The following is a 14,684-nucleotide window of genomic DNA, read 5'->3' on the forward strand; positions in this document are numbered from 1 at the left end:
ATGCTTTAGATGCTTTCTGAAGATGCTTTCTGGGGTGCGGTTCAGGGGTGTGCAGGCAGGGTGGCGGCTTGCCAGTTGCCATTGCTCCAGTACTCCATGCCGGTTTCGGCAAAACGGTAGAGATGCAGCCAGCGCTGCTGTACCAGGGTGGCCACTTCCGCTTGCTGCTGCAGCGCCTGGGCAATCAGCGCGGCGGGGGCGTCAATGCAGGCCGCCAGCCGCAGCGGTGCATGGCGCCATTGCTTGCCGTCATGTACCGACTGCATGGAAAGGCCGATGCGTAAATCGCCACTATTGCCTTCGAACACGCCGATTCGTCCCCCCACCACGTTGTGCAGCAGCTTGTTGCCGCTGCCATAACGTGCGGGGTCGGCCACCGCTGCGAAATACTGCATATTGATCCAGTGCGCCACTACCAGCGGTCCGCCAAAAATGGCGGCCAGTTGGCTGCCTTGCGGGTCCTGTTGCCAGTGGTATTCCTGCAGGAAGGCCCGGCCTTGCAGATCCAGCGCGGCGCTGCGGCTGCGTGGCGCTGCAATGAAGCAGTGATTGCCGGCCAGCCCCCACTCAGGGCGGGTTTCAGCCCAGTGGTGGCCTTTTTGCCGCAGCAGGGCCAATAGCCGGTCGGCACCGATGGTCGGCGGCATGTCATCCTGGCCGGCACGTCGGCTGCGCGCCAGGCTGGCCACCTGCTCCAGCAGCGGCTGCAGTTGCTGGCCGCGCTGTTGCTGCAGTGCAGACTGGCCTTCGGCCTGCAATACCTGCAGTTCGTCGCTGTGCGTCAGGTGCAGCACCGGCAGAAACACCGTGCTGGCCGGGATGGTCCAGCCGCGCGCGGCCAGTCCCTTGCGAACGGCCGGGCGTTGCAGCCAGTCACTGAGCAGCAGCACGTGCAGATGGCCGCCGTGGCCGCCACAGGCCCCGCATTGCAAGGCCGATGCCTGCGGGTTGTTGCTGCTGTGGCTGGCATGCCCCACCAGCAATACCGTGGCGGGGAAACCGTGGGCCAGGCCCATGGCGGGCAGCAGTTTTTCCACCAGCGCCACGATGTCATCGGTGTTCAACTGACGGCCCGCCGACACCATGGCCTTGTCCTTGTCGTTGAGCCAGGGGTCAAGCTCGGCCAGCGTGGCCCGGCGTTTGCCGGGAAACGCCTTGTGCAGCAGCTTGCCCGCCTTGCCCAGCCCGGCGCTTTCCACCAGGGTGAAGGACGACAGGGGCGCACGCTGGAATGCCCCCCATTCCTGCAAGCCCTTTTCCAGTGGCGGCATGATGGCCTCCCAACTGGGGGCCAGCAGGCCGGGCAGGCGCGGCTGGCTGTGGTCCTCGCCGGCAAAGCGAATGGCCAGCGGCAGACCGAAGAAACCGGCAAAGCCGGCGCTGCTGGCTCCCGGCAGCGCTTGTTCCAGCGCACGGCGCATGGGTTCTGAGCGGACATCGATGCAAAACACCGCATGGATGTCGCTGCCCGCCATGGCGGGGGCGGCAGGCTGCGCGGCCAACTGGGCCAGCAGAGGGCCGTGTCTTGCCAGTTCGGCGGCGCGCTGCCAGATCAGCCCGCGGGCGTTGCCGGGCGCTGCCGCCACCTGTGCGTCCCAGGCGGCATGCCAGTGTTGCCAGTGGCTGTCGGCACCGCGCTCGCCGTTGTCCAGCAGGTATTCCCAGGCTAGTTGCATGGCCAGCAATTCTTCCGGCAGGCTGCTGTCGCTACCGGCCAGCCCGGCCTGCCACTGCTGATAACGGCACCAGGCGGCCCAGCCGCTATTGCGTTGCAGCAGCACATAAAACCAGTCACTCAGCCAGTGCGGTTTGGCCTCCAGCCGGGGCAGTACGTGCTGGAACAGCGCGTGGTGATCCGCTGGCAGGGCGGCAATGGCATGGCGCAGGCGTTGGCGTTCGGTGGCATCCGGGCTGGGTGGTGGCTGCAGCGCCATTTCGGCCAGCCAGTTCTGGTACAGCCCGCCGTGCCGGTCTGGCTGCCATTCGGCCTGGTCATGATCGAACCATGCCGCACAACACTGGCTTACCTGCTGGGTAATCACCTGCTGCCAGTTTTGCAGGCCGGCATGGCCTGCCGCGTCCTGCCGCCAGTTGCTTTGCAGCAATCTGGCCGGTGCGGCGGCGGGCGTGGCATCGCCCTGTTGCAGCCATTGCGCAGGCGTTTGCCCGCTGCCGGCCTCCTGCAGTGCTGCCGCCAGGTCGGCAAGGCTGATCTGGCCAGCGGCGTATTGCCGCCGGTAGTCGGCTTCATCCAGATGCAGGCGGCTGCCGGCCAGGCTGTGCAGCGTATAGTGGGCCTGCTGAAATGATTGCTGGCGCAGCCCCCAGTAGGGCGAACTGGCCAGCAGGCTGTCCAGCGGCCAACTGGGTGCAATGCGGCTGGCGGCGCTGCTTGCCGCAGCTTGCCAGGCGGGATTAGCGGATGTCATGGGCAGAGGCTCCGTCATGGTTGAAAGCGGGGCGACGACCCAGCCGGTGCAGCCGGGTACGCATGCTGATGCGCAGCCACCACTCGTCCAGATACAAGCCGCCAAAGGCGAGCGCATACAACCGCTGGCTCAGCGGATGGCCGGGGTGGCGGTTTATCCAGCCTTGCAGCAGGAACAGCCCGGCAAAAAACAGCGCCAGCAGCGCCTGGCAGGCCAGCGGAGCAGCCGCATGATCCGCCTGCATGTTGGCAAACAATGTGTGCAGCAGCAGGTAGGTCTGGCACAGCAGCAGGGCCAGCGCATAGCCGCGCATGCTGCGCTGGCACAGCGGAGCCAGCCCCAGGCCGATGATGACGATGAGCAGCGGCGGTGGCTGCAGGGCGTGGCCCAGCGCCAGTTGCCAGCCGTGCAGGCTGGCCAGCAGCAGGGCAATGCCGGCCACGCCACTGGCCAGATGCCAGCCCTTGCCGCTGCTGGCCATGCTGGCCGACTGGCGAATGGTGCTACGCACCTGGCTGCCCGAACTGAGGAAGGCATGTGCCTTGTAGATGGAGTGGGTCACCAGGTGCAGCAAGGCCAGCGAGTATTGGCCCAGGCCGCACTCCATCAGCATGAAGCCCATCTGGGCGCAGGTGGACCAGGCCAGCCGCAGCTTGATGCTGATGCGGGTCTGCATTACCCAGCAGGCCAGTCCGGCGGTCATGCCGCCCCACAGCACCAGCAGCCAGGCGGTCAGCGGTACGGCCGCCCACAAGGCCGCCAGCTTGATCAGCACCATGCCGCCCAGGTTCACCACCCCGGCATGCAGCAGCGCGGAGATCGGGGTTGGCGCTTCCATCACCTGGGTGAGCCAGCCATGGAAGGGGAGCTGTGCGGTCTTGAGCAGCACACAGCACACCAGTAACACCGCGCCGGCATGACGCGCCAGTTGCGCTGCGCTGGAGTCCAGCGGCCGGGCAATGTCGGCAAACAGCGGGGAGGACACCGCCCAGGCAGTCAGCGCGGCACCCAGCAGCAAACACAGCTCGGCCAGCCGGCTGGCCACGGCCTCGCGCCGGGCGGCAATGCGCGCCTGTGGCCGATCGGGATAGAAGGTGAGCAGGCTTTGCAAGGCCGGACTGGTCAGCAACCAGCCCGCCAGCAAGGTGAGCCAATCCTGGCTGGCCACCACCAGGGTAGCGCCGGCCAGCAGCCAGCCTACCGCGCGCAGAAAACGTGCCTGGCCTGGCTCACCGCTGAAATAACGCACTGAAAAACGCAAGATGACCCAGGCCAGTAGCTGGATCAGCAACTGAAAGAGCAGGGCCGGCTGCAGGCCCTGCAGGCATATCAGCAGCAGGGCTGCCAGTGCGCCCCCGGCGGCGCTGGCCTGGGCCAGCCGCCAGTGGTGCTGCAGACCGGGGCGCAGCAGTGCCGGTAGCAGCCACAGCAGGGCCAGCAAGGCATGTAGAGATAAAACCATGGTGTGTGGCCGGTGAGTGAAAACACCCGCACTATGCCTGTCATCACTTGTTCGGTAAAATACATTAATATGGACAAATCGATCGATTAAACAGAATGATCAATCGCCTCAACTACCACCATCTGTATTATTTCTGGCGTGTGGCGGCGGAAGGCCACCTCACGCGTACCGCCGAGCGCTTGCATATTTCACAGTCGGCGCTGTCAGCACAGATACGCCAGTTGGAGGAGCAACTCGGCACGCCCTTGTTTCTGCGCGAAGGCAAAAAATTGCTGCTGACCGAAATGGGCGCATCGGTGCTGCGCTATGCCGAGGCCATCTTTGCGCTTGGTAACGAGCTGCTGGCCACCACCAGCAGCCAGGATGCCGGCCAGGGCGGCCAGTTGCGCATTGGCAGCGTGTCCACCCTGTCACGCAATTTCCTGGAAAGTTTTCTGCATCCGGTGCTGGGACGGCAGGCGGTGAAGCTGAATCTGGAAGCCGGCGGGCTGGAGGAGTTGCTCAGCCGGCTGGCTGCTTTCGAACTGGACGTGGTGTTGAGCAATCGTCCGGTGATTGCCGATGACAAGCATCCCTGGCGTTGCCGCACCCTGGCCAGGCAGGAAGTCTGCCTGATCGGCCCGCCCGGCCTGGTGCAAGGGCCGTTCGACCTGGCGCAGATCCTGCGCCAGCAGTTGCTGATGGTGCCCAGCGCCAAGAGTGAAATCCGTGTGCGCTTTGACCTCTTGTGCGAAAAACTGGGTATCGAGCCGCGCATCCGGGCTGAAGTGGATGATATGGCCACACTGCGGCTGCTGGCGCGCGATGCCGGCGCGGTGGCCCTGATTCCGGCCATCGTGGTCAAGGATGAACTGGGCAAGGGCTTGCTGGAAAAGTACGGTTCGGTGCAAGGGGTGGAGGAAACCTTCTATGCCATCACCGTACGCCGCCGTTTTGAAGCCCCGCATCTGCAGGAACTGTTCCAGTTGTTTGCCATGCCAGGCTGAGGTGATGAAAAAGTGGTTTCTTTTCGATAATTGGCGGTTTTGTGCGGTTTTTTTGCGCAATGATGGATAAATTGCTCAGTCAAAGCAAAGAAATTACCCGGTGTCGGCGGCATACTTTTTTTCTATGCCAACAGCCGGTATTTCCTGATGCTTACCTTCTACAGCCAGCTTCACCATTTGCACCATGCCTCTGAACTGAAAGACGGCAAGGTATCCCCCTGTTTTGAAATGCCGCATCGTGCCGACACGGTGCTGGCGCGCGTGCGCGAAGTGGGCCTGGGGCCGCTGGCCACCGCGCCGGCGCAGGACAGCAGCCGCTATGCGCGGGTACACAGCGCACGCTATGTACGCTTTCTGGAAACCGCCTGGCAGGAATGGAGCGCACTGGGACATCAGCACGATGCCTTGCCGCTGGTATGGCCGGTGCGCGATTTGCGCAGCGATATCGAGCCCGAGCATATCGATGGCAAGCTGGGGTTTTATGCGATGGATGCCGGTGTGGCCATTACCGCCGGCACCTGGCAGGCGGTGCGCGCCAGTGCCGATCTGGCGCTGGCCGGGATGCAGCATCTGCTGGATGGCCAGCACAGCGCCTTTGCCCTGTGCCGTCCGCCCGGCCACCATGCCGCTGCCGAATACATGGGGGGCTATTGTTATCTCAATAATGCCGCCATCGCAGCCCAGTTCTGCCTGGATCAGGGCGGCAAGCGGGTGACGGTGCTGGATGTGGACTTCCACCACGGCAATGGCAGCCAGAGCATTTTCTATGCGCGTGCCGATGTGCAGTTTGTCTCCCTGCATGGCGACCCGCGGCGTTCCTACCCTTATTTCTCCGGCCATCGAGACGAAACCGGCCACGGAGCCGGGCTGGGCTTCAACCATAACTATCCGCTGCCCCACGGGACGGACTGGACGGCCTATGCCGAGGCGCTGGCGCATGCCTGTCAGCAGATTCGCGCCTTCCAGCCGGATGTGCTGGTGGTGTCACTGGGCGTGGATACCTTTGTGGATGATCCCATCAGCCATTTTCGCCTGCGTAGTGAGGATTATTTCCCCATGGGCGCAGCCATTGCCGGGCTGGGCCTGCCCACCCTGTTTGTGATGGAGGGTGGTTATATGGTGGACGAAATCGGCATCAATGCCGTGAATGTGCTGCAGGGCTTCGCAGGGCAGGGCTGAGCGGGCAGGGCGGGTGGGGCTGGCAGTGTAAGTTTGGGTAAATAAAGTTATTGATGTTTAAATTTGCCATTACATTGTCCCTGCATTTTCAAGCGGACAGTGCAGCCTGGCTGGCCGTAAGCAAACCGGACCCAACCCGCTTTTCACCTGTTCATTCTCATGCGTCACTTGAAGGCAGCCAGCCTGCTTCTCTGTTGTATTGCACTGAATTCTGGTTTTGCCAGCGCCGCGCAGGCGCAGGCAGCCCCCTGGTACTGGCAATGCAGTGACCAGTGCGAACAGAATGCCGCCATGGAAAACCGCCCGGTACACAAGGAAAAAAACGGCAATCTTTCCATCTGGTGGAGCGTCAACTTTGCCCTGGGCGGCAGTGCGCTGCACAGTGCCGAAATCATGACCGAACTGGACTGCCTGTCCGGCCTGGGCCGGGACAAGGCCATTCTGTACTTCGCCCAGCCCAATCTTGCCGGCGGGGTAAAGAGCTTCAACATCGACAATGGCTGGTATGTGCTGAACCAGCAGCGCTTCAGCGCCTTCCTGCTCAAAGCATGCAGCGCCTATCTGCCGCCTGCCGTCCAGCCTGCCGCGGCAGCGGTCACCCCGTCGCGATAGCGCAGGGTGTCCAGCACCAGGGCAAAGGCCGGTGAGGGCTGGCGCCGGTGCGGGTAGTAGAGATGATAGCCGGTCAGCCGCGGCCAGAACGCCTGCAGCACCGCGCATAGCCTGCCGCTGCGCAGCCCGTCTTGCACCATGTCTTCCGGCAGGTAGGCCAGACCATACCCATCCAGTGCGGCGGTCAGCATCTGGCCGCTGGTATTGAATACCAATTGCCCATCGACGCGGGTTTCCACCATTTTTCCGTCCTGCATGAACTCCCAGGCATACAGCCCGCCATGCGTGGGCAGGCGCAGATTAATGCAGCGATGTGTACTCAGTTCCTGCGGTAGTTGCGGCGGGCGGCGCCCGGCCAGGTAGGACGGTGCGCCCACCACGGCCATGCGGTAGTCCGGGCCGATGCGGGTGGCAATCATGTCTCCTGCCACCTGGCCACCGCTGCGCACTCCGGCGTCAAAGCGCTCCGCCACGATATCCACCAGGGCGTAGTTGATGTCCAGTTCCAGCCGGATGTCCGGATAGTCACGCAGCAGCGGGCGCAGGCGTGGCCACAGCACGCTGTCGGCCGCATGGTCGTGGGTGGTGATGCGCACGGTGCCGGACGGTTTTTCCTTCATTTCACTGAGCGCGGCCAGGGCAAATTCGATGTTGTCGTAGCTGTCGGCAATACGTGCCAGCAGATGCTCACCCGCCTCGCTGGGGCTTACCCCGCGCGTATTGCGTGTCAGCAGGCGCAGGCCAAGCCGCGCTTCCAGCACGCGGATGGAATGGCTGAGCGCCGATTGCGATACGCCCAACTGCGCGGCCGCACGGGTAAAGCTGCGCTCACGCGCCACCAGCAGAAAGGTATGCAGGCTGTTGTAGTCGATGCGGGTCATTAATGAAAATCTCTCACTGTCATGCGGGCTTTTACACGATAGCACAAAGACTGATGAGCCATTTTCATAAGGGCATGCGATGCCAGGCGGCTACTGCCAGCCGCCGGCCAGTCGTAAAGTCATGCTGTCCTTGGCAATGTGGGCCAAGACCTTAGTTGAACTTGCAAGGAGCATAGGCATGGAATTGCACATCAGCCGCGCGGGCAGTCAGCCCTCGGTTTGCGGCCCGGCAGAATGGTTTAGCGGGCAGGTGAGGGTGGACATATTGTTCCAGCCAGCGCCACCGGCCCGCACTTCCGGGGCCAGCGTCACCTTTGAGCCGGGCGCGCGCACGGCCTGGCATAGCCACCCGCTGGGGCAGACCCTGCTGGTGACAGCCGGCTGCGGCCTGGTGTGCTGCTGGGGCGGCGCAGCCCAGACCATCCGCCCCGGTGATGTGGTGTGGATTCCTGCCGGGGTCAAGCACTGGCATGGCGCAGCGCCCGGCAGCGCCATGACCCATATCGCAATCCAGGAGCAGCAAGACGGTGTGGCTGCCCACTGGGCCGAGCAGGTCAGCGACAGCCAGTATCAGCCGGCCGGCCCGCTACCGCCTGGCTGAGTGCGGCCACGGCCAGGGGTGGCTGCCTGTTGCGCGGCGTCCTGCTATGCTGTGCGCGGCCACGCATGGTGCGTGGCATGTGATCTTGCGCCCTGTGAGCAAATAAAGCGCGCAATGGAAACGCTGGCATGCGAAACCTCAACACCCTGGACCTGAACCTGCTCAAGGCGCTGGATGCGCTGCTGGATGAGCGTAATGTCACGCGGGCCGCCGCCCGGTTGGGCGTGAGCCAGCCGGCGATGAGCGGCATTCTCACCCGCCTGCGTGACAGTTTTGGCGACCCGCTGTTCGTCCGCGCCCAGCGCGGCATCATCCCTACGCAACGCGCCTTGGACCTGTGCCTGCCGGTCAAGCAGGCGCTAGGGCAGATAGATGCCCTGCTGCAGCCGCCACACTTCGACCCGGCCTTGGCCTCGCTTACCTTTAGCATCGCCGCAACCGATTACGCACTGCGCGCGGTGGTGCTGCCTTTTCTGACCATGCTGAAGCAGCAGGCACCCTTGGTGCGGGTGGCGCTGTTACCGCTGGATCACGCGCAGATCCACCGCCAGTTGGAGCGCGGCCAGATCGACCTGGCCCTGCTGACGCCGGATAGCACGCCACCCGACCTACACGCGCGTGAGCTGTTTCGTGAGCACTATGTCTGCGTGATGCGCGCAGACCACCCGGCGGCGGCGACGCCGGTGCTGTCGCTGGATACCTTCTGCCAGCTTGACCATGCCTTGGTGTCCTATGCCGGCGGGCAGTTTTGTGGCGTGACCGACACCGCCTTGCAACAGCAAGGCCGGCAACGGCGGGTGTCGCTGTCGGTAAAAAGTTTTTTGATTCTGCCTGACATCCTGCGCAACAGCGATATGGTGGCCACCCTGCCATCCCGGCTGGTGAACGGCTTGCCCGGCCTGGTGGTGCGCGAGATGCCGCTGCCGGTTCCCGGTTTTGTCAAGATTGCCGCCTGGCACCCGCGCAGCCATCACGACCCGGCGCAGCGCTGCTTGCGTGACTTGTTGTTTGCCAGCAGTGCCAGCCCGGCATTGCCGCAGGACAGTTGACGGGTGTTCTGATATTGCTTTTGCTGATGTCAAAAATAAGAATTCAGGATTGGTCTTATTTCTTGGGTCGACCCATCATGGATGGGGTAGCAGCAACCCGCCCGGCCAGCGTGCTTGCCACGGGCTGCTGATGATCAATCGACCCAAGGAATACCCCATGCACAGCATTATCTGGCCGCAGGATTATCTGCCCGGCTTTACCGAAAACTATGTTTCCAATGAGGTGATTGTCGCCGGCCTGAGCGCCGCCGAGGTATGGCCTTTGCTGGCAGTGCCGGCGCAATGGCCCACTTATTACGCCAACGCTGCCAATGTGCGGTTTTACGCCGACAAGGGGCCGCAACTGGCACAAGGCCTGCGGTTTTATTTTGAAACCTTCGGTTTTCCGGTAGAAGCGCAGTGCAATGAATATGTGGCACCTCAAGCCGGCCAGCCTGGACGGCTGGCCTGGCATGGCTGGGCCGGGGCCGAGGGCAGCGCTGAACGGCTGGACGTGCATCATGCCTGGCTGCTGGAAGACCTGGACGGTGGCCGGCTGCGTATTCTTACCCAGGAAACCCAGAAGGGCAAACCGGCGGCAGCGCTGCGCGACACCCACCCCAATCCCATGCTCAATGGTCATCAGGATTGGCTGGATGGCCTGGTGCGCGCCGCACTGGCAGGCCAGCGGGCGTAAGCCGGCACGCCAGCCTGCAATGCGGTGATGGCGGCTGATCGCTCAGCCGCCTGGGTGGCGGCAAGCTGCTATGCGCCGCCACCCAGCGCCTTGTACAGCGCCACGGTATTGCTCAGTTCGCTCTTGCGCAGATCCAGCAGGCTTTGCTGCGCCGCATACAATTGCCGTTGGGCATCCAGCAGTTCCAGCCGGCCATCCAGCCCGGCCCGGTAACGCAGATTGGACAAGTCCAGCCGCTTGGCTGCACTGGCTACCGCCTGCTGCTGGGCGCTGATCTGGCGGCCATAGGTTTCGCGCCCGGCAAGGCAATCTGCCACCTCGCGGAAGGCGGTCTGGATGGCGCGCTCATATTCGACCACCGCGCTGGACTTGCGCAGTTCGGCCAGGCGCAGTTCGGCACGCAGCCTGCCTGCATTGAAGATGGGCATGCTCAACTGCGGGGAAAAACTCCATACCTGGCGTTTGCCATCAAACAAATCATGCAGTTGCGGGCTGCCATAACCCAGCGCGGCTGTCAGCGACAGCCGGGGGAAGAAAGCGGCGCGCGCCGCCCCGATATCGGCATTGGCGGCTTGCAGATTGTGCTCGGCCTGCAGGATGTCTGGCCGGCGCATCAGCAGTTCCGATGGCAATCCTGCCGACAGCAGTGGCCGTGGCAAGGCGTCCAGCCGTGGTGCCGGTGGCAAGTCTGGCGGCATTGCCGTGCCCAGCAGCAACTGCAAGGCATTATCGGCCTGCTCCAGCCCGCGCATTCTGGCTTGCAGATCGGCTTGCGCACTGGCCACCTGTCCTTCGGCCTGTGCCAGCTCCAGGCCGCTGCTCTGATTGGCGGCATGCAAAATACGGGCAAGCTGGAGCGAATGCTGCCAGTCGGCCAGGGTTTGCTCTGCCAGTTGCAACTGTTCGCGCGCCAGCAACTGGCCATAATAGGCATCGGCCACGGCGGCAAGCAGGGCAATCTGCACGGTTTTTTGCCCTTGCTCACTGGCCAGATAACGCGCGAATGCCGCCTCGGACAAGGCAGCGCTCCGGCCAAACAGGTCAATTTCAAAAGCAGTGATACCCATGCCCAGGGTGTAGGTGGTGCTGATGGCGGAGTTGCTGCCATCGGTCTGCGCCCGCTGGCGGCTGCTGCCCGCCGTGGCCTCAAGCGCAGGCCGTTGCGTGGCAGCTTGAATGCCGTACTGGGCCTGTACGGTTTGCACATTCAGCGCTGCCAGGCGCAAATCCCGGTTATTGGCCAGTGCGGTCAGGATTAACTGCTGCAGGCGCGGATCGGGAAAAATCTGCCGCCAGTCGCGGCTTGCCGCGCTGGCTTGTTGGTCTAGCGCCATCGGCGCGGGAAACTGCGCCGCAAGCGGTGCTACCGGCTTATTCAGTACCGGCGTGAGCGAACAGGCTGCCAGCGGCAGGGCCAGCAGCAGATATGCAAAGTGCGGTTTCATGATCAAGACTTCTCCTTGTCCTGCCCCTTGTGCGGCGGGGTGCTTTGTATTCCGGCAATCGATGGCGAAGGGCAGTGCGTCTTTTGCCAACGCAGCGGTTGCAAGTGCAGGCGCAGATGATGCAGGCGCAGGTCGGGCAGGTTCGCCAGCAGCAGGCAAAAACTACCGCTTAGCAATAGCGCCAGCAGTGTGCCGGGCAAGATGGGCCGCCGGAGCTTCATGCGTCCTCCCCGGCCTGTGCCTTACGGGCTGCGCGTGCCATGCGCCAGGCGGCAAGGCTGTCTTGCGCGCGCATGACCAGCACAAAAAAGACCGGCACAAAGAAGATGGCCAGTACCGTGGCACTGACTATGCCTCCAAACACCCCGGTGCCAATCGCATGCTGTGTTTCGGCGCTGGCCCCGCCGGCCAGCATCAAGGGCAGCACGCCCAGACCGAAGGCCAGCGAGGTCATCAGGATGGGACGCAGGCGCAGGCGGGCGGCTGTGCTTGCCGCTTCCAGCAGGCCATGGCCCTGTTCGCGTAGCTGTTTGGCCACTTCCACAATCAGGATGGCATTCTTGGCCGAGAGTCCGATGACGGTGATCATGCCCACCTTGAAGAACACATCATTGGGCAAGCCGCGCAGCAATACCGCGCTCACCGCGCCCAGCAGGCCGAGCGGCACCACCAGAATCACCGAGAGCGGGATGCTCCAGCTTTCGTACAGCGCGGCCAGCACCAGGAAGACCACCAGCATGGACAAGACCATCAGCATGGGGGCCTGGGTTGCCGAATAGCGCTCCTGCAGCGACTGGCCGGTCCAGGCCACGCTGTAGCCAGCAGGCAGCTTGGCAGCCAGCCTTTCCATTTCGGCCATGGCTTCGCCGCTGGAAACCCCTGGGGCGGCGCTGCCTGAGATGCGCGCTGCCGGAAAGCCTTGGTAGCGCACCATCTGCAAGGGGGTATCGGACCACACCGGATGCACCACTTCCGAGAGCGGCACCATGCCGCCGCTGGCATTGCGCACATACAGCTTGAGCACATCGTCAATCTGCATGCGCGCCGGGGCATCGGCCTGGATGATCACTTGCTGCATGCGCCCGGCATTGGGGAAGTCATTGATGTAGAGCGAGCCCATGGCGCTGGACAGCGTGTCGCTGATGCTGGAAAACGCCACTCCCAGGGCTTCGGCCTTTTTGCGGTCGATATCAAGCCGGATGCTGGTGCCGGCAGGCAGTCCCTCGGCGTAAACGCCGCTCAGCAGCTTGCTCTGGGCGGCCAGCGCCAGCAACTTGGCCTCTGCCGCCTTCAGGGCGGCATAGCCCTGGTTGGCCCTGTCTTGCAAACGCAGGGTAAAGCCGGAGCTTGTGCCCAGCTCATCAATCGCCGGCGGGTTCAAATGCATGATATTGCCTTCGGCAGCATCTGCCGTGGCGGCAGCGGCCTGCGTCACTTCGTCCTGGGCGCTGCTGCTGCGCTTGTTCCAGTCTTTGAGCGTGGTGAAAACCAGCGCGGTATTGGGGCCGGAACCGGAGAAGCCAAAGCCCATGATGGACAACTGCGCGGCAATGTCATGGCGTGTCTTGCTGTATTGCTCGAACTTGCGCACCGTACCCAGGGTGCGCTCGGCAGTGGCATCGGCCGGCAACTGGAAGGAGGTCATGAAATAGCCTTGGTCTTCCTCCGGCAAGAAGGCCGATGGCAGCAACTGGAAACCGCAGGCAAGCGCCAGGCTCAGCGCGGCAAAAACCAGCATCACGCGCCCGCAGCGCAGTAGCAGCTTGCCCACCCCGCCGACATAGCGCTGGCTTAACCGGTCAAAGCCCTGATTGAACCAGGCAAAGAAACCGTGCTGGCGCGTCTGGCTGCCATCCACCGGTTTGAGCAAGGTGGCACACAGTGCCGGGGTCAGGCTCAGGGCCAGCAAGGCGGAAAACAGGATGGATACCGCCATCGACAAGCTGAATTGCTGGTAAATCACCCCGACCGAGCCATCGGAAAAGGCCATGGGGATGAATGCCGCGGTCAGCACCAGGGTAATGCCGATGACCGCCGCGGTGATTTCCCGCATGGCCTTGATGGTGGCATCCCGTGGCGACAAGCCCTCGTGCGACATGATGCGCTCAACGTTTTCCACCACCACGATGGCATCATCCACGATGATGCCAATGGCCAGCACCATGCCGAACATGGTCAGCACATTGACGGAAAACCCCGCCAGCAGCATGACCGTGAAGGTGCCAAGCAGGGCGATGGGGGCCACGATGGCCGGAATCAGGGTGTAACGGATGTTTTGCAAGAACAGGTACATCACCAGAAACACCAGCACCATGGCTTCTGCCAGGGTGTACAGCACTTTTTCGATGGAAATCTGCACAAACGGTGCCGTGTCAAACGGCAGGGAATAGCTGATTCCCGGCGGCATGGTCTTTTTCAGTTCCTTGAGCCTGGCCTTGACTGCATTGGCGGTCTTGAGCGCATTGGCACCCGGTGCCAGTTGCACCGCCGCCGCCGTGGCGCTTTTCCCGTTTTCACGGATTGCCATGGCGTAGGACTGCGCGCCAAGTTCGACGCGGGCGACATCACTCATCAGCACCTTGGAACCATTGGCATTGGCCTTGAGCACGATGCCGGCGAATTCTTCCGGGCTGCCAAGCTGGCCCTGCACCGTCAGCGGCACGGTGACGCGCTGGCCGGGCAGCACCGGCTCTGCGCCGATCCGGCCCGGCGCGATCTGGGCATTTTGCTGGCTGATGGCCGTGGCTAGGTCGGCCATGGTCAGACCGTATGCATTCAGCTTGGCCGGGTCCACCCACAGTCGCATGGCCTGTTCTGCCCCAAATAGCTGCACTTGCCCGACGCCTTCGATGCGCCGCAGCTCATCCACCACATTGCGGGCCATGTAATCGCTCAGCTCCACTTCGTTCAGGCGGCCATCGTCCGAGCGCAGGGCGATTACCATCAGAAAGCTGGATGAGGAGGATTCCACCGTCAGACCGTTCTGACGCACCGCCTGGGGCAGGCGCGGCTCAATCGACTTGAGCTTGTTCTGCACATCCACCTGGGCCAGTTCCGGATCGGTGCCAGGCTTGAAGGTCACGCTAATCGATGCCGTGCCGGAGGTGTCGGTGGATGATTCGAAATACAGCAGGTTCTTCACCCCGGAGAGTTCGCGCTCAAGCAGGCTGAGGACCCCGTCGTTCATCGCTTGCGGGGTGGCACCCGGATAGGTGGCGGTGATATTGACGCTGGGCGGGGCCACCGAGGGGTAGCGGGCAATCGGCAGATTCGGAATGGCAATAAGCCCAAGCAGGATGATGAACAGCGCAATCACCCAGGCAAACACCGGGCGTTGAATAAAAAACTTGGCCATGACAAAAGC

12 protein-coding genes are annotated in these 14,684 nt (G+C 63.1%); 6 read left to right on the forward strand and 6 right to left on the reverse strand.

The window, feature by feature from the left end:
• Window positions 1-41: 41 nt before the first annotated feature.
• Both DLM_RS08520 and DLM_RS08525 read right to left on the reverse strand, forming a co-directional pair.
• Window positions 42-2,429, reverse strand: a complete 2,388-nt coding sequence (locus tag DLM_RS08520) for a YbcC family protein (protein ID WP_089083473.1) — start codon at window positions 2,427-2,429, stop codon at window positions 42-44.
• Complete coding sequence (locus tag DLM_RS08525) at window positions 2,416-3,891, reverse strand: NADH-quinone oxidoreductase subunit L (protein ID WP_089083472.1); 1,476 nt, start codon at window positions 3,889-3,891, stop codon at window positions 2,416-2,418. The genes DLM_RS08520 and DLM_RS08525 overlap by 14 nt, the downstream gene beginning before the upstream one ends.
• 95 nt (window positions 3,892-3,986) lie before the next feature.
• Here DLM_RS08525 and DLM_RS08530 point away from each other — a divergent pair, with 95 nt between their 5' ends.
• From DLM_RS08530 to DLM_RS08540, 3 genes are all read left to right on the forward strand, one after another.
• Complete coding sequence (locus DLM_RS08530; protein WP_089083471.1) at window positions 3,987-4,877, forward strand: LysR family transcriptional regulator; 891 nt, start codon at window positions 3,987-3,989, stop codon at window positions 4,875-4,877.
• A gap of 147 nt (window positions 4,878-5,024) precedes the next feature.
• The gene (locus tag DLM_RS08535) at window positions 5,025-6,056 is read left to right on the forward strand and encodes a histone deacetylase family protein (RefSeq protein ID WP_089083470.1); all 1,032 of its coding nucleotides are present in this window, start codon (window positions 5,025-5,027) and stop codon (window positions 6,054-6,056) included.
• A 159-nt stretch (window positions 6,057-6,215) separates the two neighbouring features.
• Window positions 6,216-6,668, forward strand: coding sequence for a hypothetical protein (locus DLM_RS08540; protein ID WP_089083469.1), 453 nt, complete (start codon window positions 6,216-6,218; stop codon window positions 6,666-6,668).
• Here the strand turns inward: DLM_RS08540 and DLM_RS08545 are convergent.
• Window positions 6,614-7,549 carry a LysR family transcriptional regulator gene (locus tag DLM_RS08545; RefSeq protein WP_089083468.1) on the reverse strand — a complete coding sequence of 312 codons (936 nt, stop codon included), beginning with the start codon at window positions 7,547-7,549 and terminating at the stop codon, window positions 6,614-6,616. The genes DLM_RS08540 and DLM_RS08545 overlap by 55 nt on opposite strands.
• A gap of 178 nt (window positions 7,550-7,727) precedes the next feature.
• On the opposite strand from DLM_RS08545, the gene DLM_RS08550 reads away from it, so the two are divergent.
• The 3 genes from DLM_RS08550 to DLM_RS08560 all read left to right on the forward strand — a co-directional run bounded on the left by DLM_RS08550 (window position 7,728) and on the right by DLM_RS08560 (window position 9,875).
• The gene (locus DLM_RS08550; protein WP_197715536.1) at window positions 7,728-8,150 is read left to right on the forward strand and encodes a cupin domain-containing protein; all 423 of its coding nucleotides are present in this window, start codon (window positions 7,728-7,730) and stop codon (window positions 8,148-8,150) included.
• 128 nt (window positions 8,151-8,278) lie between these two features.
• On the forward strand, window positions 8,279-9,199 hold the full coding sequence (locus tag DLM_RS08555; RefSeq protein WP_089083467.1) for a LysR family transcriptional regulator: 921 nt from the start codon (window positions 8,279-8,281) through the stop codon (window positions 9,197-9,199).
• 157 nt (window positions 9,200-9,356) lie between these two features.
• The gene (locus tag DLM_RS08560) at window positions 9,357-9,875 is read left to right on the forward strand and encodes a polyketide cyclase (protein WP_089083466.1); all 519 of its coding nucleotides are present in this window, start codon (window positions 9,357-9,359) and stop codon (window positions 9,873-9,875) included.
• Between the two features lie 68 nt (window positions 9,876-9,943).
• On the opposite strand, the gene DLM_RS08565 is transcribed toward DLM_RS08560, so the two are convergent.
• Genes DLM_RS08565 through DLM_RS08575 form a run of 3 tightly spaced genes read right to left on the reverse strand, consistent with a single transcriptional unit; the run spans window position 9,944 to window position 14,675 of the window.
• Window positions 9,944-11,320 carry an efflux transporter outer membrane subunit gene (locus DLM_RS08565; protein ID WP_089083465.1) on the reverse strand — a complete coding sequence of 459 codons (1,377 nt, stop codon included), beginning with the start codon at window positions 11,318-11,320 and terminating at the stop codon, window positions 9,944-9,946.
• 2 nt (window positions 11,321-11,322) lie between these two features.
• On the reverse strand, window positions 11,323-11,541 hold the full coding sequence (locus tag DLM_RS08570; RefSeq protein ID WP_089083464.1) for a hypothetical protein: 219 nt from the start codon (window positions 11,539-11,541) through the stop codon (window positions 11,323-11,325).
• The gene (locus tag DLM_RS08575; protein WP_089083547.1) at window positions 11,538-14,675 is read right to left on the reverse strand and encodes a multidrug efflux RND transporter permease subunit; all 3,138 of its coding nucleotides are present in this window, start codon (window positions 14,673-14,675) and stop codon (window positions 11,538-11,540) included. The genes DLM_RS08570 and DLM_RS08575 overlap by 4 nt, the downstream gene beginning before the upstream one ends.
• Between the last annotated feature and the right edge of the window lie 9 nt (window positions 14,676-14,684).

It is taken from the genome of Aquitalea magnusonii, from assembly GCF_002217795.2.
Lineage (GTDB): Bacteria > Pseudomonadota > Gammaproteobacteria > Burkholderiales > Chromobacteriaceae > Aquitalea > Aquitalea magnusonii_B.